Raw genomic sequence first — 24,145 nt, forward strand, 5'->3', positions numbered from 1 at the left:
GGGAAGGGGGGCACGTGGCTGCCACGACTCCGCCTGCCGCCGTGCCGGCCTCGGGTGAGTCACCCCTGCTGGGTGAGCATCCCCCCACGGCGCTGATGCAGGGCGTGTTCACCGCCCTGGTCGCCGTCGACTTCCTGGTGCGGAGCCTCGTGCGTGGTCTGGAGGCGATGGGGCCCTACCCCTTGGTGGCCCTGGGCATGGCCGCCCTGGCCCTGGTGCTGTCGGTGGCCGTGCCGTGGGACCGGCTTCCGCTGCTCGCCCTGGCCGTGCTGCCGGTGATCGACATCGCCGTGGTCGGGATCTCGCGGCTCGGCACGCTCGGGGCCGGCGCCGGGGTGCTGGTCCTGCTCCCGGCGTACTGGCTGGGGCGCACTCTCGGGCGGCGCGGGGTGTGGATCACCCTGGTCGCCGGGCTCGCGACGGTGAGCGTCCCCGGGCTCCTGGTCCTCGAGTCGACCGGCGACAACATCTCCCGCGCCCTGCTGATCCCCCTCGTCGGCACCTTCGGGGCGTGGGCCGCCCAGGCGATCGGCGGCACCCTCGCCCAGCTCCGTCGGGAGCGGGCGGTGGCCGAGGCCGACCGGGACCGCCTCGCCGGTGCGCTGGAGTTCATCGAGCACCAGGGGAGGGTCTCCGACGCGATCATCGACACCGTCGACGTCGGCCTGCTGCTGCTCGACGCCGACGGCAACTACCAGTCGATGAACCGTCGGCACCGCAACTTCATGCGGGTGGCCTTCCCGGACGGCCACCGCGGACGGGTCGGACAGCTGGGCCTGGTGTTCGACGAGAACGGCGACCGGCGGCTGACCAGCGAGGAGATGCCGACGACGCGCGCGGTCAAGGGCGAGGAGTTCGACGACGTCCGGATCTGGGTCGGCGACGACCCCCTGACCTGGCGGGCGATGTCGGTGTCCGCCCGCGCCGTGCGCGACGAGGACGGCACCTTCCGGGGCGCGGCCCTCGCCTACAACGACGTCACCGACTACATGCGCGCCCTGCGCGTGAAGGACGAGTTCGTGGCGTCGGTCTCCCACGAGCTCCGCACCCCGCTCACCTCGATCCGCGGCTACGTCGACCTGCTCATGGAGGAGGACGACCTCTCCCCGGCCGCCCGGCAGAAGCTGGAGGTGGTGGCCCGCAACTCCGAGCGGCTCGGCAGGCTCGTCGCCGACCTCCTCCAGACCGCCCAGATCGACGGCGGCCCGCTGCGGGTGGTCCGGACCCGTGGCGACCTCGCTGCGATCGTGCGGGAGACCGTGGCGGCCGCCGGGCCGGTGGCCACGACGTCCGGGGTCGAGCTGGTCTCGGAGGTCCCGCCGTCGCTGGAGATGCTGCTCGACCGCGACCGGATGCGGCAGGTGGCCGACAACCTGCTCTCCAACGCGCTGAAGTACACGCCGCGGGGCGGGCGGGTGCGGGTCGCGCTGGGGGTCGACGGCGAGCGCGCCGAGCTGTCCGTCGAGGACACCGGGATGGGCATCGACTCCCACGACCGGGACCACCTGTTCACCCGGTTCTACCGGGCCCGTCACGCCGAGGAGCAGAGCATCCAGGGCGTCGGCCTGGGGCTCTCGATCGCCAAGTCGATCGTCGAGAGCCACGGCGGGCGGATCGAGGTCGACAGCGAGGTGGGTCGCGGCAGCCTGTTCCGGGTGCGGCTGCCGCTGGGCGTCACCGCGATCTGACGGACGCCGCGGACGCCCGCTCAGCGGCAGCGCGGGCAGTCGCCGAAGATCTCGAGGGTGTGGCTGACGTCGGCGTACCCGTGCTGGTCCGCGACCGTCCGGGTCCACTGCTCGACCGCCGGGCCCTCCACCTCGACCGTGGCGCCGCAGGAACGGCACACCAGGTGGTGGTGGTGGGTCGCGGAGCAGCGCCGGTAGCTCGCCTCGCCGTCGCGGCCGCGGAGCACGTCGACCTCGTCGTGGTCGGCCAGCAGCTGGAGGGTGCGGTAGACGGTCGCGAGCCCCACCGCCTGGCCCTGACCGGCCAGCAGCTCGTGGATCTCCTGGGCCGACCGGAAGTCGTCGAGCGTCGCGAGCACGTCGGCGACCGCCTGGCGCTGCCGGGTCAGTCGGAGCGGCTGCTCAGCCATGGACCACCTCCGCGACCCGGCGCTGCCGGGTGCGCTGCCACACCCCGAGCGGCCAGGCGAGGGCGAAGCCGGCCAGCGAGAGCAGGACGATGGTCGGCCCGGGGGCGACGTCCAGCCCCCACGTGGAGAGGTACGCCGCCAGCGCCAGCCCGCCGAGCGACGCGGCGAGCCCGAGCACCATCGACGTCCCCATCGTCGAGCGGAACGAGCGGGTCAGCTGCTGGGCGGTCGCGACAGGCACCACCATCAGCGCGGACACCAGCAGCAGCCCCACGGTCCGCATCGCGACGGTCACCGTGACGGCGGCGAGCACGGCGACCAGCAGGTTGTAGAGGCGGACCCGGACGCCCGCCACGCGGGCGAAGTCCTGGTCCTGGGAGACGGCGAAGAGCTGGGGCAGGAACCCCAGGCACGCGGTCACCACGACGGCGGCGAGCACGACGGTGACGAGGACGTCGGCGGCCGAGACGCTGGTGACCGACCCGAACAGGTACTCCTGCAGCCGGGACGCGCTCTGCCCGGCGAGGCCGGTGATCAGCACGCCGGCGGCCAGGCCGCCGTAGAACAGCAGGGCCAGGGCGACGTCACCGCTGGTGCGGCCGCGCTCCCGGATGACCTCGATCGCGACGGCGCCGACGACCGCCACCGCGACGGCGAACCAGGTGGGCGAGGTACCGGTGAGCAGACCGAGCGCGACCCCGGTCACCGCGACGTGGCCGAGCCCGTCACCGAGCAGGGCGAGCCGCCGCTGCACGAGGTAGGTGCCGATCGTCGGGGCCGCGAGCCCGGTGACCGCGGCGGCCAGCAGGGCCCGGACCATGAACGGGAGCGCCAGGAGCTCGATCACGACGGCTCCTGGAGGGTGTCGAGCGGGGATCCGACGTGGGGGGTGTGATCGTGGCGCGCCTGCTGTGCGTGGTGGTGGACGTGCACGTCGGTGTCGGCCAGCGGCGCACCGTCGTAGGTCACGTCGCCGTGGGACAGCACCACCGCCCGGTCGACGAGGGGTGCGAGCGGCCCGAGCTCGTGCGCGACGAGCACGATGGTCGCGCCCCGCTCCTTGAGCACGCCGAGCGAGTCGGCGAGGGCCTGCTGGTGGGGGAGGTCGACGCCGGCCGTGGGCTCGTCGAGGAAGAACACCTCCGGCTCGCCGGCCAGGGCGCGTGCGATCAGCACCCGCTGCTGCTGCCCGCCGGAGAGGGTCGCCACGCTGTCGGCCGCGCGGTCGGTGAGCCCCACGACCGCGAGCGCGTCGGCGACGGCCCGGCGGTCGGCACCGGACAGGGGGGTGAGCAGCCGCCGGCGGCCGAGGCGACCCGACGCCACGACCTCCCGCACCGAGGCCGGTACGCCGGACGCGGCGCCCGTGCGCTGCGGGACGTAGCCGACCCGGTGCCACGCCCGGAACCGTGACAGGGGCGTCCCGAACAGCTCGACCTCACCGGCGGCGACCGGCCGCAGACCGGTCACCGCACGGACCAGGGTGGACTTGCCGGACCCGTTGGCGCCCATCAGCGCGACGAACTGGCCGGCGGGGACCGCCAGGTCGACGTCGTGCAGCACCGGCCGGCCGGCGATGACCACCCGCAGCCCGCGTACGTCGACGACCCCGCTCAACAGCCGTTCGCCTCCTCCAGTGCTGCGAGGTTGGCCCGCATCAGCGACAGATAGTCCTCGTCGGCCGTCTGGTCGGTCAACCCCTCGATCGGGTCGAGCACGCCGGTCCCGACCCCGAGGTCGGAGGCCAGGGTCTCGGCCATGGCGGGGCTGGCCAACCGCTCGGAGAACACCCTGGTGACGCCCTCCTCGCGGATCAGGTCGCCGAGGTCGGCCAGGGCCGCCGGCGTGGGCTCGGCGTCGGGGGACAGGCCGGCGATCGGCTCGAGGTGCAGCCCGTACCTGCCGAGGTAGCCGAAGGCGTCGTGGCTCACCACGACCACGTCGCGCTCGCAGTCGCGCAGTCCCTCGGCGTACTCCCGGTCGAGCGCCTCGAGGTCGGACACCACCTGCTCCGCCCGGGCGGTGTAGTCGTCGGCGTGGGCCTCGTCGAGCCGGCCGAGCTCCTCGGCCACGGCCACGGCGAGCAGGGCCATCCGGTCGGGGTCCTGCCAGAAGTGCGGGTCGAGGTCGCCGTGGTCGTGGTCGTCGTGGTCCTCCGGCTCGGACTCCGCGTGGTCGTGGGCGTCGTGGTCCGTGAGCGGCTGGAGGCCCACCACCTCGCCCGCGTCGAGGACGGCTCCGGAGGCGTTGGCCTCGATGCCGTCGTCCACCGCGGGCTGGAAGCCGTCGAGGTGAACGACCAGGTCGGCGTCGGAGAGTCGCGCGGTCGCGTCGATGGACAGCTCGAGGTCGTGGGGCTCGCCGCCCGGGGCCGTCAGGTTGGAGACGATCCAGTCGCCGCCCGCCACCCGCTCGGTGACCCACGCCAGCGGGTAGAAGGCCGCGACGACCTCACGGCCCTCCGATCCCTCGTCCGCACCCAGCGAGCCGCAGCCGGCAAGGAGGACCGCCGACGGCAGCAGGGCGGCGAGCAGGGTCCGCGAACGGGTGACGAGCGACATGAGAATGATTCTCAGCGTCGTTGAGAACCATTGTCAAACACGGGTCGTGGATACTGCTGCCGTGCTGGTCGTGAACAGGTTCCGGGTCCCCGAGGCCGAGGCCCCCGTCTTCCGTGACGACCTCGAGCGTGCGCGGACCGCACTCGCCGAGCGGCCCGGTCACCTCGCCAGCCACGTCGGGCGCAACGTCGACGACCCCACGCTCTGGACCCTGGTCAGCCGCTGGGAGCACGTCGGCGCCTACCGCCGCGCGCTGTCGGCGTACGACGTGAAGCTGCACGCCGTACCGGTGCTCGGTCGAGCGATCGAGGAGCCGAGTGCCTACGAGTCCGTCGAGCCGGGCACCGACCTGAACGTCGCAGACAGCCGATCGTTAGGCTGATCCCTCGCCCGTCACACGTCAGCCCGGCAGCCAGCCGGCCCGACACCCAGGAAGTGAGCTCCACCGTGGCCAAGCCACCCGCATCGACCCTCGACCTCGTCGTCTCCCTCTGCAAGCGCCGGGGCTTCGTCTACCCGTGCGGCGAGATCTACGGTGGCACCCGCTCGGCCTGGGACTACGGTCCGCTCGGCGTGGAGCTGAAGGAGAACATCAAGCGGCAGTGGTGGCGCTCGATGGTCACCGCCCGCGAGGACGTCGTCGGCCTCGACTCCAGCGTCATCCTGCCGACCCGGACGTGGGAGGCCAGCGGCCACCTGAGCACCTTCAGCGACCCGCTGACCGAGTGCCAGTCGTGCCACAAGCGGTTCCGCGAGGACCACCTGCAGGAGGACTACGCGCAGAAGAAGGGGATCGACGATCCCGATTCGGTCGACATCAACGAGTCGGTCGCCTGCCCCAACTGCGGCACCCGCGGCGCGTGGACCCCGCCGCGCGAGTTCAACATGATGCTCAAGACCTACCTCGGGGTGCTCGAGGACGAGTCCGGCCTCCACTACCTGCGCCCCGAGACCGCCCAGGGCATCTTCCTCAACTTCGCCAACGTGGTGACCTCGAGCCGGAAGAAGCCGCCGTTCGGCATCGCCCAGATGGGCAAGAGCTTCCGCAACGAGATCACGCCCGGCAACTTCATCTTCCGCACCCGCGAGTTCGAGCAGATGGAGATGGAGTACTTCGTCAAGCCCGGCGAGGACGAGGAGCTCCACCAGTACTGGATCGACGAGCGGACCCGCTGGTACACCGACCTGGGCCTCAGCAAGGACAACCTGCGCCACTACGAGCACCCCCGGGAGAAGCTGTCCCACTACTCGAAGCGGACCGTCGACATCGAGTACCGGTTCGGCTTCTCCGGGCGCGACTTCGAGGAGCTCGAGGGCGTCGCCAACCGGACCGACTTCGACCTGACCCAGCACAGCACGTTCTCCGGCCAGGACCTGTCCTACTTCGACCAGGCGAGCAACGAGCGCTACGTGCCCTACGTCATCGAGCCCGCCGCCGGCCTGACCCGGAGCCTGATGGCCTTCCTCATCGACGCCTACACCGAGGACGAGGCCCCCAACACCAAGGGCGGCGTCGACAAGCGGACCCTGCTGCGGCTCGACCCGCGGCTGGCGCCGGTCAAGGTCGCGGTGCTGCCGCTGTCGCGCAACGCCGACCTCTCGCCCAAGGCCCGTGACCTCGCCGCCGAGCTGCGGCAGAGCTGGAACGTCGAGTTCGACGACTCCGGTGCCATCGGCCGGCGCTACCGCCGGCAGGACGAGATCGGGACGCCGTACTGCGTCACCGTGGACTTCGAGACCCTCGACGACCACGCGGTGACGGTGCGCGAGCGCGACACCATGTCGCAGGAGCGGATCGGGCTGGACCAGGTGAGCTCGTTCTTCGCCCAGCGATTCGTCGGGTGCTGAGGTGACCGCCGTGCAGAATGACCGCATGCGCCTTCCCACCCGGCTGGTCGGGGTCCCGCTCGCCCTCTGCCTGGCCGCGACGACGGTCCTGTCCGGCTGCTCGGGCGACGACGGTGGCGGCGAGGGCTCCGGCGACAGCGACAGCAGCCCGGCGGCCGCGGAGACGCCGTACCTCGACGTGCCGGAGGGGGTCGAGCTGACCGCGCAGGGCTCCGAGCTCGAGCTCGGCGAGTCGGCCACCGTCGCCTACGAGCCGCGGCAGAACGCCGTCGGCGCGCTCGACGTCACGGTCACGGCGACCGAGCGGGCCTCGTTCTCGATGTTCGAGGGCTGGGAGCTCACCAAGGAGACCCGCTCGACCTCGCCGTACTTCGTGCGGGCGACGGTCGAGAACGTCGGCGACACCGACCTGGGCGGGCGTCCGGTGCCGCTCTACGTCGTCGACGGCGAGAACCGGCTGATCGAGTCCTCGGTCTTCACCGGGACCTTCGAGCCCTGCGAGGGATCGACCTTCCCGAAGAAGTTCCGGAACGGCGACCGGGTGAAGGCCTGCCTGGTCTACCTGGTGCCCGACAAGGGTGACCTGACGGCCGTGAGCTTCCGGCCCGACCAGGAGTTCGACCCGATCACCTGGACCGGTGAGCTCACCAAGGCGGGCGCGGGCCAGGGCGCGAAGCAGGGCTCCGGCGGGAAGCAGGGCGACGACAAGAAGAAGAAGAAGTCGAACCAGGGCGGCGGCTGACGACCGGAAATTCGTGCGGCGGCCGGGTGCTGCCGGACAATGGCGGCATGCCCGCCCTGCCCACCGAGCTGCGCCTCGGCGACCTCGTCGTCGACACCCCGGTGGTGCTCGCGCCGATGGCGGGCATCACCAACGCGGCCTACCGGCGGCTGTGCCTCGAACAAGCACGCGTGCAGGGTGGCGACGGCCTCTTCGTGTGCGAGATGATCACCAGCCGCGGTCTGGTCGAGGGCGACGAGACGACCCGGCGGATGCTGGTCTTCGACGACGCCGAGCAGGTCCGGTCGGTGCAGCTCTACGGCACCGACCCGGCCTACGTCGGCAAGGCGACCGAGATCCTGTGCGCGGAGTTCGGGGTCGCCCACGTCGACCTCAACTTCGGCTGCCCGGTGCCGAAGGTGACGCGCAAGGGCGGCGGTGGCGCCCTGCCCTGGAAGCGCGGCCTGCTGGCGGACATCCTCGAGCAGGCGGTCGCGGCCGCGGCGCCGTACGGCGTGCCGGTGACGATGAAGACCCGCAAGGGCCTCGACGACGACCACCTGACCTACCTCGACGCGGGCCGGATCGCCCAGGAGTCCGGCGTCGCCGCGATCGCCCTCCACGGGCGCACGGTGGCGCAGTCCTACTCGGGGGAGGCCGACTGGGAGGCGATCGCCGGCCTGGTCGAGCACGTCGACATCCCCGTGCTCGGCAACGGCGACATCTGGGAGGCGGCCGACGCGCTGCGCATGGTCGAGCAGACCGGCGCGGCCGGCGTGGTCGTCGGACGCGGCTGCCTCGGTCGGCCGTGGCTGTTCCGCGACCTGGCCGACGCGTTCGCCGGTCGCCCCACCCGGACCCTGCCGACGCTCGGCGAGGTGGCTGCGATGATGCGCCGCCACGCCGAGCTGCTGGCCGAGCACCTGGGGGAGGAGCGGGGCTGCAAGGAGTTCCGCAAGCACGTGTCGTGGTACCTCAAGGGGTTCTCCGCGGGTGGGAGGCTGCGCCACTCGCTGGCGCTGGTCGACTCGCTCACCGCGCTCGACGACCTGCTCGCGGGGCTCGACGCCGACGAACCGTTCCCCGTGACGGAGCTCGGGACCCCGCGCGGCCGGCAGGGTTCGCCCCGCTCGCGCGTGGTGCTGCCCGAGGGGTGGCTGGACGACACCGACGGCCGCGACACCTGCCTCCGTGAAGATTCTGTGGAGATCACGGGCGGATAACGGCCCGGCGACGGTAGGGTGACGGGGATTACCCTGCGAAACGCACCCCCAGATTGGCCCCCCGTTTCGGGAGTGTGCTTCACTCGGTGACTTCGTCTCGGGCGTCGGTGGCCACAAGCCGCGGCGTACCCCCGTCAGCAACAGCAAAGGATCAGCGCTGTGGCCCACAGCCACAAGCGGGACACCGATGCCCGCCGTACCTTCCGCATGCCCCGAGCCCCCTATCTCGCTGGTGGCCTGGCCGTGGCGGCGACCCTGTCGACCGTCGGCCTCGGCGTGGTGGCAGCAGACCCCGGGACCCGGGACCTGCTCGTCGCCAGCAGCTCCACCAGCCTCTCCTCGGCCACCCAGGACGCCGCCGACACCACGAGCGAGGCGCTCGAGCGGCCCCAGATCGTCTCGCGCTCGCAGAGCCGGATCGTCCGCGAGGAGCCCTGGGAGGACCTGCTCGAGAAGAAGGCCGTCACCCAGGCGGTCCGCAACGCCGATACCAAGCTCTGGACGACCGCCCCGCTCAACCTCTGGGCCACGCCGGGTCAGGACGCCGGCAAGCAGGGCGTCCTCGACGAGTCCAAGAAGGTGCTGGTCACCGGCCGCGAGGCCGCCGGCCGGGTCGAGGTCGTCGTCGACGGGACGGCTCGCTGGGTGACCAGCGGCTACCTGACCGACGAGAACCCCGACGCGGGCTCCGGCTCCGGCTCCGGCTCCGGCGCCCCGAGCCTGGGCGGCTCCTGCACCAACGGCACGTCCGTCGACGGCCAGCCGAACATCATCGCGGTCCACGAGGCAGTGTGCGCGGCGTTCCCCGAGATCACCACCTACGGCACCTACCGCAGCGACGGCGAGCACGCCCAGGGCCTGGCCATCGACATCATGGTGAGCGGCGACGCCGGCTGGGAGGTCGCGGAGTTCGTCCGCGCCCACTACCAGGAGCTGGGCGTCAACTACATCATGTACTCGCAGCGCATCTGGTCGGTCGACCGCTCCGGCGAGGGCTGGCGGTACGTGGAGGACCGGGGCTCGGCCACGGCCAACCACTACGACCACGTCCACGTCACCACGTACTGATGTGCGAGCAGGAGTCGGCGACGTCAGTCGCCGGCTCCGTCGCGAGCCAGGTTGAGCAAGCACCGCGGCTGAGCCTGCGAAGCCGCGACGTGCGCGTCGAAACCCGGTGACGGGTCGCGGCCAGCGTGACCACGGCTAGGGTCGCCCCGATGAACACCGAGGGCTACGACGACGCGGATCGCGAGCGGTACGTCGCCGAGCCGCCCAAGCGCGTCGCCGCCCCGGAGCGGACGCCGTTCGAGCGTGACCGGGCGCGCGTGGTCCACGCGGCGGCGTCGCGCCGGCTCGCGGCCAAGACCCAGGTGATGGGGCCGCAGAGCGACGACTTCGTCCGGAACCGGCTCACCCACAGCCTCGAGGTGGCCCAGGTCGCCCGCGACCTCGCCCGCGCCCTCGGCTGCCACCCGGACATCGCCGAGACGGCCGCGCTCGCCCACGACCTGGGGCACCCGCCGTTCGGCCACAACGGCGAGCGGCTGCTCGCGGACTGGGCGACCGAGTGCGGCGGGTTCGAGGGCAACGCGCAGACGCTGCGGATCCTGACCCGGCTGGAGGCCAAGACGGTCGGCGCCGACGGTGCCTCGGCGGGCCTCAACCTGACCCGCGCGACGCTCGACGCCTGCACGAAGTACCCGTGGCGCCGGACCGACGCTGCGCCGCCGTCCGGCGTGCACGCCGACGGCACCGCCGCCGTCGTCAAGTTCGGCGTCTACGACGACGACGTGCCGGTGTTCCGCTGGCTGCGCGAGGGCCACGACGACACGGGGCGCTGCTTCGAGGCCCAGGTGATGGACCTCGCCGACGACGTCGCGTACTCCGTCCACGACGTCGAGGACGGCGTCGTCGCGGGCCGCATCGACCTGAGCCGGCTGGACCGGCCGGCGCTGTTCGAGACGGTCCGCGGGTGGTACCTGCCGGGGGTGGCCGACGACGTCCTCGGCCCGGCGCTCGACGGGCTGGAGGCGGTCCAGGGCTGGCCGAGCGGAGCGTACGACGGCAGCCGCCGCGCCCTCGCGCGGCTGAAGAACCTCACCAGCGACCTGATCGGCCGGTTCTGCGGGGCGGTGCAGGACGCGACGTTCGACTCCGCCCCGGGACCGTTCGTGCGCCACCGCGCCGACCTGGTGGTCCCGGAGCGGGCGCGCCTGGAGATCGGGCTGCTCAAGGGCGTGGCCGCCCACTACGTCATGCAGGCCGACGACCGGGTGGCCGCGCGCGCACGCGAGCGCGAGCTGCTCGGCGGGCTGGTCGAGGTGCTGCTGGACCGGGCGCCCGACGAGCTCGAGACGGCGTACGCCGACGACTGGCGCCGGGCGCCCGACGACGCGGCCCGGCGCCGCGCGGTCCTCGACCAGGTCGCCTCGCTCACCGACGCCAGCGCGGTGGCGTGGCACCAGCGGCTGGTCGGCCGGTGACGCGGGACGATCGGTGGCTCAGGGCAGGTCGCCCTTCGGGTAGGGGTCGTCCTGCCGGGTCGTGCTGTCGGGGTGGAGCTGGTCCTCCAGCGAGTCGTCGCTGGTGGCGTCCTTGACCTTGGCAGAGGCCGCACTCGCGGCGTCCTGCACCTTGTCCTTGACCACGGGCGCCTTCTCCTTGGCCAGGTCGGCGGCCTGGTGGGCCTTCTCCTGCACCCGGGGGTCGTCCTTCACCTTGTTCGCGAGGCCCTTGATCTGCTCGTAGCGCTCGCGCCCGGCACGGGTCCCGAGCACGTAGCCCACGGCACCGGCGATCAGGATGGTCAGCTTCCTCATGTCGAACTCTCCTTGTCGTGTCGATGGTCGGCGTCATTGGCCGGGCGCTGTGCGGCGGCTCGCTCGCGGAGCTCGCGCCCGCGCTCGATGTCCTGTGCCTCCTTGGCGTCCGCCTTCTCGATGTTGCGAGTGTCCCGAGCCGGAAGCTGGAGCTCTGCCTCGGCGGCGATACCGGCCTCCAGCTCGCGTCCCCGCTCGAGCTCTGAGTCGAGCTCGGCGCCCAGGAGCAGGGCGAGGTTGGTGATCCACAGAAAGAGCAGCGCCACGATCGCTCCAGCGACCGAGCCGTAGGTCTTGTCGAAGCTGGCGAAGGTGGCGAGGTAGAGCGCGAAGGCGCCGGACGCGAGCAGCCACGCGCCGATGGCGACCGCCGCTCCCACCGAGATCCAGCGGAACCTCGGCTGCTTCACGTTGGGTGTCGCGTAGTACAGCATCGCCACGACGGCCATGACAGCCAAGGCGATGACGGGCCACTTGGCGATGTTCCAGGTCAGGACAGCCGCGTCGCCAAGGCCCAGGACATCGCCGATCGACCGCGCGACCGGGCCCGAGACAACGAGCATCACGAGCACGACCGCGCTCAGCACGACGGCCACCAGGGTGATCAGCAGCATCACCGGGCGCAGCTTCCAGAACGGCCGACCCTCGCCGATCTCGTAGATCCGGTTCATCGCCCGGCCAAAGGCACCCACGTACCCGGAGGCGGACCAGAGCGCACCTCCCACGCCGATGAGCAGCGCGACGCCTGCCATGTTCGAGGTGGCAAGGTCGCGCAGGGGCTGCTCGATGATCGTGAGCAGCTCAGGCGAGACCAGCGGGCCCAGAACGTCGAGCGCGGTGTCAATCGCCCTCGTGGGTTCGACCACCAGCCCGAGCAGGGAGAGCAGGGCCAGCAGGGCGGGGAACACTGCCAAGACGGCGTAGTAGGTCAGTGCCGCCGCGAGGTCCAAGCACTCGTCGTCGATGAACTCGCGGATCGTCTTGCGCACGACGTAGACCCACGAGCGCGTGTGCAGGTCGCCCGGGCTCTCCGGCTTGGACGCTGCATCGGGCGGTGGGGTGGTCGCCTCGTCACGACGGCGATCGGCGCGCAGGCTCACGAGCGCCGACGCCACCACACCAGGAACACTGCGGTCACCACGAGGGACCCAGCGGCCGCGAGGACCTCGGGGCGGGGCTTGCCCGTGGCGGTCGTGGCGCGCTCCTTGAGCTCAGCCAGCTTCTGCTGGGCCTGCGACTTCACGTCGAGCTTGGCCGTCAGCTGGTCAACCGTGTCCGCCAGGTGCTCGCGCTGGGCCTCGATGTCGGCCTGGATCTGCTCGGGCGTCCCGTTCCTGTCGCTCGGGGTGCTCATCGGTGCTGTCCCTTCACCGTCGCGATGTCCTCCTTGACCCCTTCGACCGCCCTCTCGGGTGCGGGCGGGGTCGCCTCCTGGACCTGCTTCTTCCCGCCCAGACCGAGCACGGCGGCGACCCCGAACAGGACCACGGCCACGATGAGGGCGGACAGCCAGGCGTCGAGGACCAGGCTCAGCGCAAGGATCACGGCCGCGATCGTCGTGGCGAGGCCGAAGAAGGCCAGCAGGCCCGCGCCGCTGAACAGCCCGATGCCGATCCCCGCGCGCTTGCCCTTCTCGGCCATCTCGGCCTGGGCGAGCCGGATCTCGGACCGGATCAGCTCGGGGATCTGCCTCGTCAGGTCGTGGACGATGGCGCCCAGCGACTGGTCTCCGTCGGGCGGCCGTGCCGGCGTGGTGTCGGGATGGCTCATGGCCTTTACGTTGCCGGTTTCGCCCAGACCATGCCAACCCCCGGGAGGGTGAGTGACCCGTGTGGAGGGGCGACCCGCAGAGGGGGCGGGGCGCCGTAGACTCCGCCACGTGGCAGGCCGGATCCGTGACGAGGACATCGCCGAGGTGCGCGAGAAGGCCCGGATCGACGAGGTCGTGTCGTCCTACGTCACGCTCCGCAACGCCGGCGGCGGCTCCCAGAAGGGCCTGTGCCCCTTCCACGACGAGAAGTCGCCGTCGTTCCACGTGACGCCCTCGCGTGGGTTCTACCATTGCCTTGCCGGGGAGACCCGGGTTCTCACCTGGGAGGGTGCCAAGGCCATCTCTGACTTGGCCGGCGGGATCCATCGCGTGCTGGGTGCGGACGGACGCTGGGTGGACGCGCCGTTCAAGAGCTACGGCGTGCAGCAGCTCCATCGGATCACGATGACGCGCAACCGGCAGACGAAGGAGCTGTTCGCCACGGACGGCCACCGGTGGTTCGTCCGGAGCGGCACGGGCCAGAGCAAGCGTCGCGAGGTGTTGACCAGCGAGCTGAAGGCCGGCGACCGGCTCGCTCCGAAGTTCCCGGGCACGCGGCTGGCGCGGAGCACGCCGTCCCCGTTCGGGATCGCTCACGGCTTCACGTACGGGGACGGCACCCGGAGCGGTACCGGCAGCATGGCTCTGCTGTGTCCGCCCAAGGATCTGGCGATGCTCAAGTGGTTCCCGAACAGCCACACGTCGGCATCTGGCGACGATCTCCTCGTTCACCACCTTCCGCGCTTCTTCAAGGAGCTGCCGGACCGTCACGAATCCGTGTCCTACCTGTACGGCTGGCTGGCGGGGTACTTCGCCGCGGACGGTTGCGTGGCCACGGACGGCACCGTGATCCTGAACTCCGCCGATCGAGCCGCTCTCGAGTTCGTGCGCGACGTGTGCACGCGGCTCGGCATCGGGACTTACGGCATCACCACGCAGCTGCGGACGGGCTACGGCGAGTCCCCCTCGGAGCTGCACCGGGTCCACCTGATCAACGAGGACCTGCCGAAGGACTTCTTCGTCATCGACGAGCACCGACGGCGCTTCGAGGAGGCTGACAAGCAGCTCTCCCGGAGGGGCTGGGTCGTGCGATCGGTGGAGGAGACCGATCGGGTCGAGGAGGTCTACTGCGCCGAGGTTCCCGAGGGACACGCGTTCACCTTGGAGGACAACATCCTCACGGGGAACTGCTTCGGCTGCCAGGAAGGCGGCGACGTCATCACCTTCCTGATGAAGATCGACGGGCTCGGGTTCACCGAGGCGGTCGAGCGGCTCGCCGAGAAGTACGGCGTCCGGCTGCGGCGCGAGGAGGGCGACGGGCCACGCGACGACCGGCCGCGCGGGCCGCAGCGCAGCCGGCTGGTCGAGGCCAACCGGGTCGCCCAGGAGTTCTACGCCGACCAGCTCCGCGGGCCCGAGGCCCAGGTCGCGCGCACCTTCCTGCTCGAGCGCGGCTTCGACGAGTCGGCGGCCGACACGTTCGGCAACGGCTACGCCCCCCGCGACGGCGAGGCACTGCTGCGGCACCTGCGGCAGCGGGGGTTCAGCGACGAGGAGAGCGTCGCGGCCGGGCTCGTGGCGATCGGGCGGTCGGCGTACGACCGGTTCCGCGGGCGGCTGCTGTGGCCGATCCGCGACGCGTCCGGCGACACCATCGGCTTCGGGGCGCGGCGGATCCACGACGACGACAAGATCGAGGCCAAGTACCTCAACACCCCCGAGACCTCGATCTACAAGAAGAGCCAGGTGCTCTACGGGATCGACCTCGCCCGCCGCGAGATGGGCCGCAGCTCCCAGGCGGTGGTGGTCGAGGGCTACACCGACGTGATGGCCTGCCACCTCGCCGGCGTCGGCACCGCCGTCGCCACGTGCGGCACCGCGTTCGGCGACGACCACGCGCGGGTGCTGCGGCGTTTCCTCCACGACCACGAGGAGTTCCGCGGCGAGGTGATCTTCACCTTCGACGGCGACGCGGCGGGCCAGAAGGCCGCGCTGCGGGCCTTCGACGGCGACCAGAACTTCGTCTCCCAGACCTACGTCGCCGTCGAGCCGTCGGGGCTCGACCCGTGCGACCTGCGGATCAAGGAGGGCGACGGCGCGGTCCGCGAGCTGGTCGCCCGGCGGGTGCCGCTCTACCGCTTCGTGCTCGGCAACGTCGTGGGCAAGTACGACCTCGACCGGGCCGACGGGCGGGTCGACGCCGTCCGCGAGGGCGCGCGCCTGGTGTCGAGCATCCGGGACCGCTCGAAGGTCGACGCCTTCGCCCGCGAGCTGGCCGGCATGGTCGGCGTCGACGTCGAGCAGGCGCGCGAGGAGGTCCGCCGCGCCCAGAACCGGCGCCCCCAGCCGCAGCCGCAGCGACCGTCGGCCGAGCCGCCGTCGGCCGAGCGACCGCGCCAGCAGCTGCCCGACCTGCGCGACCCGCGGTTCGCGATCGAGCGCGAGACGCTCAAGCTGGTCCTCCAGCACCCCGCCGCCGTCGGCCACGCCGCCCGCGGGGTCGACGACAACGACTTCACCCACCCCACCTACCGGGCGGTGTGGGCGCTCGTCGCCGCCGCGGGTGGCCCGCCCGCCGGGGCGCAGGACCCGGGCTGGGCGGCTCGGCTGCGTGACGGGGCGACCGACCCGGCCGTGTCCTCGGCGGTGAGCGCGCTCGGTGTCGAGCCGTTGAAGACGGCCAAGGAGCCCGACGCCGATTACGTCGCCGCCCACGTCTACCGGCTCCAGGAGCTCACCGCGATGCGCCGCATCGCCGACCTGAAGTCGAAGCTGCAGCGCACCAACCCGGTCGACCACCCGACCGACTACAACCGGATGTTCGGCGAGCTGGTCGCGCTCGAGCAGCACCGCCGCACCCTCCGCGAGCGCGCGGTCGGCGCCCCGTGAGGCTGCGACGCGACCCACGCCCCGACGTGCAGGTCGGGGCGGGCGAGAAGGTGCTGGCCTGGGCCGAGTCCGGCGAGGGAGACCTGCTGGCCGGCACCCGGGACGCGGTCTACCTCGACGGCACCCGACTGCCGTGGGAGCAGGTCGAGGCCGCCGACTGGGACCGCGACTCCGAGGTGTTCCGGCTGAGCGAGGTCGGCTCCTGGGGTGAGCAGCGCCGCGAGCACTCCTTCACCGTCGGCGAGCCCGGCAGGTTCCTCGAGCTGGTGCGCGAGCGGGTGACCGCCAGCGTCGTGCTGCAGCGGCACGTCCCCGTCCGCGGCACGGCCGGGCTGCGGGTGATCGCACGCCGCGCCCCCCGCGGCGACCGGCCGCTCGCCTGGTACGTCGAGTACGACGTGGGCATCGATCCCGACGACCCGGAGGTCCGGTCGCTCGCCGACACGGCGCTCGCGGCCGCCCGGGGTGAGGTCGGCGAGGGCGACGCGGCCGATTTCTGAGCTGGTCGGGTGCCTTGCTAACCTGTGCGGCGCAACCCGGCACGATCCCCTGTAGCTCAACTGGCAGAGCATTCGGCTGTTAACCGGAGGGTTGTTGGTTCGAGTCCAACCGGGGGAGCCACCCGCAGCGAGCACGTCCGACAGGGCGTGCTCGTTGCTCATTTCCCGGCTCTGAGAGGGTGACGGCATGGCCGAGCCCGCCCCCACCTCGCCGCTGGGCCCGTGGGCGGCGGGGGCGCTCGTGTTCGGGTCGTCCGGTGCGGTGCTGGTCGTCGAGCTCGCCTCGCTGCGGCTGCTGGCGCCGTACCTCGGGCTGACCCTGGAGACCAGCACCCTGGTGATCGGGCTCGCGCTGGCCGCGATCGCCACCGGCGCGTGGCTCGGCGGGCAGGCCGCCGACACCCGGCCGCCGCGACGACTGCTCGGCCCGGCGCTGGGGGTGGCGGGGGCCGCGGTCGCGCTCATGCCGGCGGCGGTGCGATGGGCCGCGGAGGCGGGCGACGGCACCCTGCTCCTCACCGTGGCCACGCTCGCCATCGTGGTGCCGGCGGCGCTGCTCTCGGCGGTGACCCCGATGGTGGTCAAGCTCCGGCTCACCGACCTCCACGAGACCGGCTCGGTGGTGGGGCGGCTGTCCGGGATCGGGACCGTCGGCGCGATCGCCGGCACCGTGGTCACCGGCTTCGTGCTGGTGAGCCTGCTGCCGGTCAGCACGATCCTGGTCGGCCTCGGGGTGCTGCTCGTCGCCGGCGCCGCGGTCGTCGACCTCGCGGTCCGTGGCTGGCGCTCGCTCGGCGGAGCCGCTGCGGTGGTCGTGGTCGGGGCCCTCGCGGTGGGCGTGGCCCCGGGCGGCTGCGACGTGGAGACCACCTACCACTGCGTGGTCGTCGAGGCCGACCCGGTGCGGCCCGACGGGCGGGTGCTGGTGATGGACGGCGTGCGGCACTCCTACGTCGACCTGCACGACCCGACCCACCTCGAGTTCCGCTACATCCGCGCGATGGCGGCCGCCGTCGACGCGTCGTACGCCGCGGGGGAGCCGCTGCGGGCGCACCACCTCGGGGGCGGGGGACTGACCTTGCCCCGCTGGCTCGCCGAGGCCCGGCCCGGCACCCGGAGCACCGTCTCGGAGATCGACCCCGGCGTGGTCGCCGTCGACGTGGAGCGGCTCGGGCTGCGCACCGGCGACGACCTCGTCGTGCGGGTCGAGGACGGCCGCACCGGCCTGCGCAGGCTCCCCGACGACGGCCGTGACCTCGTGGTCGGCGACGCGTTCGGCGGGGTGAGCATCCCCTTCCACCTGACCACCGTCGAGGCGCTGGACGACGTACGACGGGTGCTGGCGCCCGACGGCCTCTACGTCGCCAACCTCATCGACCACCCGCCGCTCGCCTTCGCCCGCGCCGAGGTCGCCACCCTGCAGACGGTCTTCGGGAACGTCGCGCTCGCGGCGTACCCGGACACGCTGGCCGGTCGGGAGGGCGGCAACCTGGTGGTCCTCGCCGGCGACCGGGCGCTGGACCCGGAGGCCTGGCAGGAGGCGCTGGACGCCCGCGAGACCGGCTGGGAGGTCCTCGCCGGCGCCCGGCTCGACGCCTGGGCCGAGGACGCGGAGGTGCTGACCGACGACCACGCGCCCGTCGACCAGCTGCTGACGCCGTACGAGTGAGGGAGGGGCCGGTCAGTCGGGAGGTCGGTCGACCTCGTCCCGGGAGAGCGGGGCGATCGAGTCGAGCGCGCCGAGGTTGCCGACGATCCCGGCGGCGGTGGACCAGAACCGAGCAGCGGCGCAGCGCCACGATCGTGTGGTTCAATTCCCGTCAGGAGGTGGCCCATGGTCTACGTGGCGCTCGTTCTGTTCACCCTCGCGGTGGTGGCGCTCGGGGCCTGGGCCGTGCGGCGGCAGGCGTGTCCGGACGACACGCTCCTGCCGTGCTCCACCGAACGGCTCGGCATCCGCGACATCCGCGACGTGCCCTTCGGGCCGCCGAGCAGCCTGTGACCTACTCGCCCCAGCCCATCGGGTAGACCTCGAACGGCGCGGCGAGCGCGACGCCGAGCCGCTGCCCGGTCTGCCGGCCCATCCCCTCGAGGAACTCCCTCGGGTCGAAGTGCTCCCAGCCCAGGCCGTCGATGTAGGCACGGTGGGCCTCCAGCGAGGCGACCCCCGCATCGAAGGTGTCGGTCGTGTCGACGGCGTGGCCGGACCCCGGCGAGCCGAAGGCCCACACCGCGCGTACGCCGCCCCACGGCTCGAGACCGTCCTCGAGCTGGTCGGGGAACACCCAGCGGTTGCCGGAGTCGCGGACCGCGTCGACCACGGCCCTCCCGACCGCGATGTGGTCGGCCTGGTTGAGGTTGCGCCCGCCCCAGGTGTCGCGGAAGTTGCCGGTCACCACGACCTCGGGCCGGTGCCGCCGGACGACCTCGGCGATGGCCCGGCGCAGGGGGACGCCGTACTCGAGGATCCCGTCGGGCAGGCCGAGGAACTCCACGGCCTCGACGCCGACGATCCGCGCCGACTCGACCTGCTCGGCCTCGCGCACCCGCCGGCACTCGTCGGGATGCATGCCGTCGATCCCGGCCTCGCCGCTGGTGACCATGCAGTAGACGACGTCCTTGCCCTGCCCGGTCCACCGCGCGACGGCCGCGGCGGCGCCGAACTCCATGTCGTCGGGATGGGCGACGACGCAGAGCATCCGTTCCCAGTCCTCGGGCAGCTGCTCGAGAGGCTCGATGTCCATGGGAGGAGCATGGCACTCCCGGCTCAGGTGTACGAGACCACCAGCACCCTGGTGCCGCTCCCGGCGCCGGCGTCGACCACCACCTCCTGGCCGCGGGCGGTGTCGCGGACGTCGTACGTCGCGGGCTCGCCGTCGAGGGTGACGGCCGAGACCTCGGCCCCCTCGGGCAGCACGTGCCCGATCGTCAGCTCGGCGGACAGGTCGCGGGTCACCGTGGTGGTCAGCGTCGAGGCGGTCCGCTCCGCGGAGACGTCGACCGATCCGTCGCCCAGCACGATGTTGCTGCCGGCCACCCGCTCCTGCCCCTCCGGAACCTCCGGGACGACGGCGAGGGCGCCGCGGCCGAGGTCGGGGCTGACGCCCAGCTGGTGGTGGACCACGGGGTAGAGCGTCCCGTAGGTGCCCCACGCCTGCAGCACCATCGAGCGGTCGTAGAGGGGCCGGTCGATGTTCGGCTCGAAGTCCGGGCTCGGGGCGATCTCGGGCATCGCGCCCGGCATCTCCCACACCGAGCGGTCGACTGGATCCGGGCATTGCCGGTGGTGTACCGCTGCTGCTCGTCCTCGCCGAGCCGGCCGAAGTTGCCCTCGGCGACCGCCATGATCCCGGTGTTGAGCGAGAACACCGACCGCTCGCTCTGCACGGTCGAGACCACGGAGTCGCAGCTCGGGCCGCGGTTGCCTCCCTCCGCCGAGGTCGGGCCGGTGCCGGTGTGGAAGAGCCCGAACTCCCCGGAGTAGCAGTCCTCCTGCCGCTGCTCGAGCGCCACCGGCCCGTGCTCGTCGGTGGCGAGCGGACGGGTCGGCTGGCCCGGACGCACCAGCTCGGCGTCCATCGGCGTGACGCCGATCCAGTGCCGCTGGAGGATCCTGGTGTTGTCGTTCCCCGGGTCGTCGGGGTCGTCCAGCGAGTCGGCGTACTGGTCGGCGTCGCCGCCGTACCACCAGGCCTGCTCGAAGTCGGCCTCCATCGCCGCGGCCCGCTCGGACGCCCAGGTCGCGGTGTCGTCGTCGCCCTTGCTGCGGGCGAGGTCGGCGAGGTCGCGCAGGCCGCGGATGGTGTAGACGGTGTTGTCGAGCTTCTCCTCGCCCATGCCGGGCCGCTCGACGTTGCCGAGGCCCTCGGGCCAGCCGTCGCCGTCCTCGTCGAGCTGCTCGACGACGTAGCGCATGTTGCGCACGGTGAACGGGTAGAGGTCGTCGCGGAAGGCGTCGTCGCCGGTCCACCGCCAGATCAGGGCGACCGCGCTCGGGAACTTCGACGTCTCGTCGGTGTTGCCGGCGGAGTCGAGCGTCCCGTAGTAGGCCGAGCCGTCCGGCGTCACCTCGTGGATCACCTTGCCGCTGTCACCGTTGAGGACGACGCTGACGTCGCGCAGGGCGCGCAGATGGGCCTGGATGTCGTCGAACTGGCCCATCGCCACGCTCGCGAACGCGGTGTACTCGCCGTCGGTGCCGAACAGCCACGGGTAGTCGGGCCAGCCGGCGCCCAGCCAGCGTGCCCGGTCGAGCTCGTCCGCGGGCGCCGGGTACTGCGTGCCCTCCTCGACGGCCCGCAGCTCGAGGTCGTGCGCCTCCTGCACGGAGTCGACGAGGTTCTGCTTGCTCCAGGCGATGCTCTGCTCGAGCAACGGGTCGCCGGGCAGGTCGACCCGGCTGTGGGAGTCCCATTCCTTCCTCGACGCGACCTTGCTCTCCAGGGCGGCCGCGGGCCGGTCGAGGGCGTCGGCGAGCTCGGCACGCGCGTCCCGCAGGCCGTGGTCGGAGCCGGCGACGGCGAACCAGATGGTCCGGGGCCGGTCGGCCTTCAGCTTCAGCTGCCACCGGAGCCGGCCGCCCGTTCCCTTGCCGGCCTCGCTGTCGTCGCAGGTCGGCGGCGCGTCTCCCTCCAGGGGGCAGACCACGGCGGGGTCCTGCGGCCCGCGGTGGTCGGGTCCGAGCGCGTGGGACCGTGGCCGCACGGTGCTGCCGACGACGGCCGCCCAGTCGTGCCGCTCGGCGTTCGCGACCGGCGGCGTGCCCTGCTCGCGGAAGACGAGGCTGCCGCGGGAGAAGGAGCCGGTGTCGCGCAGGTTGAACCTCTTCGCGTTCGGGGTGGTCCCGCCCCACGGGTAGGAGCTCATCAGCTCGGAGTGGGCGTCGAGGCCGACCGGCATCCTCGTCCGGACCGGCGAGGTGAGGGTGAGGCCGACGAGGGTGGCGCGGGTGCCGTCGGGCACGAAGTCGGTGCGCTCCACCCGCACCCGGCCGACCCGTTCGTACGCCGTCCGGGTGTAGCCCCATCCGGCGGTGGTCCGGGTCGCCGCCGCGCCGCGTCGCCGGTCGCCCAGCCACTCGTCGCCGAGCCGGATCCAGACGCCGTCGACCATCTTCATCGGCGGGGTCCACATCCCGCCCATCTCGCCGCGGACGTGCCATCCTGCCGCCGGGTAGAGCCCGTCGGCGGTGCCCATGGCGTAGGCGCGGTCGCCCGTCACCAGGGAACGGCGGTCCGCCAGCCGGGTGGTCTCGCTCAGCTCGGGGCTGCGCGCACCGGTCGTGGACGGCTCCGGTGGCGCGGACGGCCCGGACGGACTGCCGGAAGCCTGCACGCCCAGGGACGTGGTCCCGAGGACGAGGGCCGTGGTGGCGGCGAGGAGGGCAGGCTGGCCGAGGATCCGAGACATGGCTCTCCTGACGGAGGCAGAGGATGCATGTGACGTGCATTACACCACGCCGTCAGGACTGGCCGGGCTCGCCCTCCAGCAGCGCACGCAGCGGCTCCCGGTCCTTCCGGGGCACGTAGCCGGCGTAGTAGTCGTAGAGGTTCTGCCGGGAGATCCGGGCGGCGCCGGGGCCATCGCCGGCGCGGATCGCGTCGAGCACCTCCCGGTGGTGTCGCAGCGACTCCCTCATCAGGGCCTTGCTGTTGCGGGCGCGGGCGACCTTGTCGGAGATCAGCGACAGCACGACGCCGCGGACCACGCTGTTGCAGACCTGGATCAGGGTGTTGCGGCTGGCCAGCGCGACGGCGTCGTGGAAGGCGACGTCGGCCTCGCCGAACTCGTCGAAGCCGCGGTCGATGGCGTCCCCCATCACCGTGATGGTCTCCTCCATGGCGGCGAGCTCGGCCTCCGACCTGAGCCGGGCGGCCAGGAGGCTGGCCGAGCCGTCGAGGATCATCCGGAACGCCACCAGGTCGGCGATCGACATCTGGTCGATCCGGGTGAGCCGGGTCATCTGCTTGGCGAGGCCGTGCGGGGAGAACGGGAGGATCTCCGGGCCTCGCGGGTCACCGGGCCGGGACCGGACGAGTCCGTTGCTCTCCAGCACCCGGAGCGCCTCGCGCACCGTCGGCCGGCTGGCGCCGAACTGGGCGACCAGCTCCCGCTCGCTCGGCAGCCGCTCGCCGGGGGACAGGGTGCCGGCCGCGATCGCGTCCTCGATCTGCTCGACGATCCGCTGGTAGAGCCGCACCGGCTCGACCTGCTGGAACCGTGCTCGGTCGGTCATGCCGTCCCCCCGGCGATCGCGGCCCCGTCGGGCCAGTCGGGCACCGCGTCGGCCGGCCGGTGCCGCTCGTACCAGGCCGCGGCGCGCAGCACGCCGAGGTCGTCGAACCGGCGACCGGCCAGCTGCACGCCCAGTGGTCGCCCGTCGCCGGTGAAGCCGGCGTTGATGCTGACCGCGGGCTGTCCCGACATGTTGTACGGCGCAGTGAACCCGATGTGCGACATCGTGACGCCCGGGTCGGGGACCGGCATCGGCTGCTCGGCCGCGAACGCCGGCGCGGGGCTGACGGGGGAGAGGACCAGGTCGTAGGGCAGGGTCGCGGCGACGGTGCGCGCCTGCATCACCGCGACCTGGTGGTAGGCGTCGAGCACGTCCCGCCCCGAGACGTCGGCGCCACCTCGCGCCCACTCGGCGATGTAGGGCAGCACCCGGTGCTGTGCGTCGGCCGGCAGCCGGCTGTAGTCCGCCCACGAGCGGACCCGCCAGAACCGGTCGAGCGCGTCGAGAAGCTCCTGCTCGACGAAGGGCCCGAGCTCCTCCACGACCGCGCCGGCCTGCTCGAGGCACGTGGCCGCCCGGCGTACGGCGTCGGCGACCGCGGGGTCGACCGCGGCTCCGCACCCGGCATCGAGGTGCAGCGCGACCCGCAGCCCGGCCACGTCGCGGTCGAGGCCGAGCCAGTCGAGCTCGGTCGGAGGGAGGGCGGTCCAGTCGCGGGGGTCGGGGCGGCTGATCTCCCGCATCAGCAGCGCGGCGTCGGTCACGGTCCGGGTCATCGGCCCGGCGACCCGGCCGAGGTAGGGCGTGTCGAGCGGCACCCGGCCGGCGCTGGGCTTGAGCGCGACCAGCCCCAGCCACGAGCCCGGGAGACGGATCGAACCGCCGATGTCGGTGCCGACGTGGAGCGGACCGTAGCCACCTGCCGCGGCCGCTCCCGCGCCGGAGCTCGAGCCACCCGTCGTCCAGGCGGGGTTCCAGGGGCTCCGGGTGGTCCCGTGGCGGCTGGAGACGCCGGAGGAGAGCATGCCCCAGTCGGGCATCACCGTGGACCCGAGGACCACGCCGCCGGCCTCGACGACCCGCGCGGTCACGGGGGCGTCGTGCGCCGGCACGACCGGTTCGACCCCGGCGCTGCCGGCCGGCATCGGGACACCGCGGCGGGCGAGGTTCTCCTTGAGGGTGACCGGGACGCCGTCGAGCGCCCCGACCGGCGCACCGGCTGCCCAGCGGGCCTCGCTGGCCACGGCCGCCTCGCGCGCGGCCGCCGGGTCCCGGTGCCAGAACGCGTTGAGCACCGGCTCCCGCGCCTCGATGACCGACTCCACCGCGGCGAGCACCTCGACCGGCGACAGCTCGCGGGCGGCGTACGCGCGCACCAGCTCCACCGCCGGGAGCGTGTGGGGGGAGTCGTGGCCGGGCATGTGCCTCCCTCGTCGGGTGG

At 72.7% G+C, this 24,145-nt stretch carries 24 protein-coding genes, 1 tRNA gene and 1 pseudogene; 13 read left to right on the forward strand and 13 right to left on the reverse strand.

The genetic code is table 11. The features are described from left to right. Positions 1 to 14 precede the first annotated feature (14 nt). Positions 15 to 1,688: a sensor histidine kinase gene (locus ACQ1X7_RS18495; RefSeq protein ID WP_432479709.1), complete on the forward strand. Its 1,674-nt coding sequence runs from the start codon at positions 15 to 17 to the stop codon at positions 1,686 to 1,688. Between the two features lie 20 nt (positions 1,689 to 1,708). On the opposite strand, the gene ACQ1X7_RS18500 is transcribed toward ACQ1X7_RS18495, so the two are convergent. Genes ACQ1X7_RS18500 through ACQ1X7_RS18515 form a run of 4 tightly spaced genes read right to left on the reverse strand, consistent with a single transcriptional unit; the run spans position 1,709 to position 4,659 of the window. After that, on the reverse strand, positions 1,709 to 2,098 hold the full coding sequence (locus tag ACQ1X7_RS18500) for a Fur family transcriptional regulator (protein WP_432479710.1): 390 nt from the start codon (positions 2,096 to 2,098) through the stop codon (positions 1,709 to 1,711). Then, positions 2,091 to 2,945, reverse strand: a complete 855-nt coding sequence (locus tag ACQ1X7_RS18505; protein WP_432479711.1) for a metal ABC transporter permease — start codon at positions 2,943 to 2,945, stop codon at positions 2,091 to 2,093. The genes ACQ1X7_RS18500 and ACQ1X7_RS18505 overlap by 8 nt, the downstream gene beginning before the upstream one ends. Beyond that, the gene (locus ACQ1X7_RS18510) at positions 2,942 to 3,715 is read right to left on the reverse strand and encodes a metal ABC transporter ATP-binding protein (RefSeq protein ID WP_432479712.1); all 774 of its coding nucleotides are present in this window, start codon (positions 3,713 to 3,715) and stop codon (positions 2,942 to 2,944) included. Before ACQ1X7_RS18510 ends, ACQ1X7_RS18505 begins: the two co-directional genes overlap by 4 nt. Next, positions 3,712 to 4,659 carry a metal ABC transporter substrate-binding protein gene (locus ACQ1X7_RS18515; protein WP_432479713.1) on the reverse strand — a complete coding sequence of 316 codons (948 nt, stop codon included), beginning with the start codon at positions 4,657 to 4,659 and terminating at the stop codon, positions 3,712 to 3,714. Before ACQ1X7_RS18515 ends, ACQ1X7_RS18510 begins: the two co-directional genes overlap by 4 nt. Positions 4,660 to 4,720: 61 nt before the next feature. Here ACQ1X7_RS18515 and ACQ1X7_RS18520 point away from each other — a divergent pair, with 61 nt between their 5' ends. From ACQ1X7_RS18520 to ACQ1X7_RS18545, 6 genes are all read left to right on the forward strand, one after another. Beyond that, positions 4,721 to 5,041 (forward strand): antibiotic biosynthesis monooxygenase family protein, encoded by a 321-nt coding sequence (locus ACQ1X7_RS18520; protein WP_432479714.1) that lies wholly within the window; start codon positions 4,721 to 4,723, stop codon positions 5,039 to 5,041. Between the two features lie 65 nt (positions 5,042 to 5,106). Then, positions 5,107 to 6,507: a glycine--tRNA ligase gene (locus ACQ1X7_RS18525; RefSeq protein ID WP_432479749.1), complete on the forward strand. Its 1,401-nt coding sequence runs from the start codon at positions 5,107 to 5,109 to the stop codon at positions 6,505 to 6,507. Between the two features lie 25 nt (positions 6,508 to 6,532). Then, positions 6,533 to 7,249 carry a hypothetical protein gene (locus ACQ1X7_RS18530; RefSeq protein WP_432479715.1) on the forward strand — a complete coding sequence of 239 codons (717 nt, stop codon included), beginning with the start codon at positions 6,533 to 6,535 and terminating at the stop codon, positions 7,247 to 7,249. A 47-nt stretch (positions 7,250 to 7,296) separates the two neighbouring features. Continuing rightward, positions 7,297 to 8,451 carry a tRNA dihydrouridine synthase DusB gene (gene dusB / locus ACQ1X7_RS18535; RefSeq protein WP_432479716.1) on the forward strand — a complete coding sequence of 385 codons (1,155 nt, stop codon included), beginning with the start codon at positions 7,297 to 7,299 and terminating at the stop codon, positions 8,449 to 8,451. Positions 8,452 to 8,610: 159 nt separating this feature from the next. Further along, positions 8,611 to 9,519 (forward strand): hypothetical protein, encoded by a 909-nt coding sequence (locus tag ACQ1X7_RS18540; protein WP_432479717.1) that lies wholly within the window; start codon positions 8,611 to 8,613, stop codon positions 9,517 to 9,519. 149 nt (positions 9,520 to 9,668) lie between these two features. After that, on the forward strand, positions 9,669 to 10,934 hold the full coding sequence (locus ACQ1X7_RS18545; RefSeq protein ID WP_432479718.1) for a deoxyguanosinetriphosphate triphosphohydrolase: 1,266 nt from the start codon (positions 9,669 to 9,671) through the stop codon (positions 10,932 to 10,934). An 18-nt stretch (positions 10,935 to 10,952) separates the two neighbouring features. Here ACQ1X7_RS18545 and ACQ1X7_RS18550 read toward each other — a convergent pair whose 3' ends face one another. Genes ACQ1X7_RS18550 through ACQ1X7_RS18565 form a run of 4 tightly spaced genes read right to left on the reverse strand, consistent with a single transcriptional unit; the run spans position 10,953 to position 13,040 of the window. After that, positions 10,953 to 11,270 (reverse strand): hypothetical protein, encoded by a 318-nt coding sequence (locus ACQ1X7_RS18550; protein WP_432479719.1) that lies wholly within the window; start codon positions 11,268 to 11,270, stop codon positions 10,953 to 10,955. Then, positions 11,267 to 12,370 (reverse strand): YihY/virulence factor BrkB family protein, encoded by a 1,104-nt coding sequence (locus ACQ1X7_RS18555; protein ID WP_432479720.1) that lies wholly within the window; start codon positions 12,368 to 12,370, stop codon positions 11,267 to 11,269. Before ACQ1X7_RS18555 ends, ACQ1X7_RS18550 begins: the two co-directional genes overlap by 4 nt. Then, positions 12,367 to 12,624, reverse strand: coding sequence for a DUF3618 domain-containing protein (locus tag ACQ1X7_RS18560; RefSeq protein WP_432479721.1), 258 nt, complete (start codon positions 12,622 to 12,624; stop codon positions 12,367 to 12,369). The genes ACQ1X7_RS18555 and ACQ1X7_RS18560 overlap by 4 nt, the downstream gene beginning before the upstream one ends. Beyond that, entirely contained in the window at positions 12,621 to 13,040 is a 420-nt protein-coding gene (locus ACQ1X7_RS18565; protein ID WP_432479722.1) for a phage holin family protein, read from the reverse strand. The genes ACQ1X7_RS18560 and ACQ1X7_RS18565 overlap by 4 nt, the downstream gene beginning before the upstream one ends. 109 nt (positions 13,041 to 13,149) lie before the next feature. On the opposite strand from ACQ1X7_RS18565, the pseudogene ACQ1X7_RS18570 reads away from it, so the two are divergent. The 6 genes and pseudogenes from ACQ1X7_RS18570 to ACQ1X7_RS18595 form a co-directional block, all read left to right on the forward strand. Next, a pseudogene (locus ACQ1X7_RS18570) lies at positions 13,150 to 13,335 on the forward strand (CHC2 zinc finger domain-containing protein); the annotation flags it as partial. A gap of 417 nt (positions 13,336 to 13,752) precedes the next feature. Next, entirely contained in the window at positions 13,753 to 15,969 is a 2,217-nt protein-coding gene (gene dnaG / locus ACQ1X7_RS18575; protein WP_432479750.1) for a DNA primase, read from the forward strand. Beyond that, positions 15,966 to 16,469 carry a hypothetical protein gene (locus ACQ1X7_RS18580; protein WP_432479723.1) on the forward strand — a complete coding sequence of 168 codons (504 nt, stop codon included), beginning with the start codon at positions 15,966 to 15,968 and terminating at the stop codon, positions 16,467 to 16,469. The genes dnaG and ACQ1X7_RS18580 overlap by 4 nt, the downstream gene beginning before the upstream one ends. 45 nt (positions 16,470 to 16,514) lie before the next feature. Continuing rightward, positions 16,515 to 16,590 (forward strand) — tRNA-Asn (locus ACQ1X7_RS18585). A 66-nt stretch (positions 16,591 to 16,656) separates the two neighbouring features. Then, entirely contained in the window at positions 16,657 to 18,138 is a 1,482-nt protein-coding gene (locus ACQ1X7_RS18590) for a fused MFS/spermidine synthase (protein ID WP_432479724.1), read from the forward strand. A gap of 165 nt (positions 18,139 to 18,303) precedes the next feature. After that, positions 18,304 to 18,471, forward strand: coding sequence for a hypothetical protein (locus ACQ1X7_RS18595; RefSeq protein ID WP_432479725.1), 168 nt, complete (start codon positions 18,304 to 18,306; stop codon positions 18,469 to 18,471). Between the two features lies 1 nt (position 18,472). Here ACQ1X7_RS18595 and ACQ1X7_RS18600 read toward each other — a convergent pair whose 3' ends face one another. Genes ACQ1X7_RS18600 through ACQ1X7_RS18620 form a run of 5 tightly spaced genes read right to left on the reverse strand, consistent with a single transcriptional unit; the run spans position 18,473 to position 24,125 of the window. Beyond that, positions 18,473 to 19,213, reverse strand: a complete 741-nt coding sequence (locus ACQ1X7_RS18600; RefSeq protein WP_432479726.1) for a PIG-L deacetylase family protein — start codon at positions 19,211 to 19,213, stop codon at positions 18,473 to 18,475. A gap of 23 nt (positions 19,214 to 19,236) precedes the next feature. Beyond that, on the reverse strand, positions 19,237 to 19,506 hold the full coding sequence (locus ACQ1X7_RS18605) for a hypothetical protein (protein ID WP_432479727.1): 270 nt from the start codon (positions 19,504 to 19,506) through the stop codon (positions 19,237 to 19,239). After that, on the reverse strand, positions 19,434 to 21,878 hold the full coding sequence (locus ACQ1X7_RS18610) for a glycogen debranching protein (protein ID WP_432479728.1): 2,445 nt from the start codon (positions 21,876 to 21,878) through the stop codon (positions 19,434 to 19,436). The genes ACQ1X7_RS18605 and ACQ1X7_RS18610 overlap by 73 nt, the downstream gene beginning before the upstream one ends. A 52-nt stretch (positions 21,879 to 21,930) precedes the next feature. Then, positions 21,931 to 22,704: a FadR/GntR family transcriptional regulator gene (locus tag ACQ1X7_RS18615; RefSeq protein WP_432479729.1), complete on the reverse strand. Its 774-nt coding sequence runs from the start codon at positions 22,702 to 22,704 to the stop codon at positions 21,931 to 21,933. Beyond that, positions 22,701 to 24,125 carry an amidase gene (locus ACQ1X7_RS18620; protein ID WP_432479730.1) on the reverse strand — a complete coding sequence of 475 codons (1,425 nt, stop codon included), beginning with the start codon at positions 24,123 to 24,125 and terminating at the stop codon, positions 22,701 to 22,703. The genes ACQ1X7_RS18615 and ACQ1X7_RS18620 overlap by 4 nt, the downstream gene beginning before the upstream one ends. Positions 24,126 to 24,145: the final 20 nt, after the last annotated feature.

Origin of the sequence: Nocardioides sp. GXQ0305, assembly GCF_050880345.1 — a bacterium.
Classification (GTDB): domain Bacteria; phylum Actinomycetota; class Actinomycetes; order Propionibacteriales; family Nocardioidaceae; genus Nocardioides.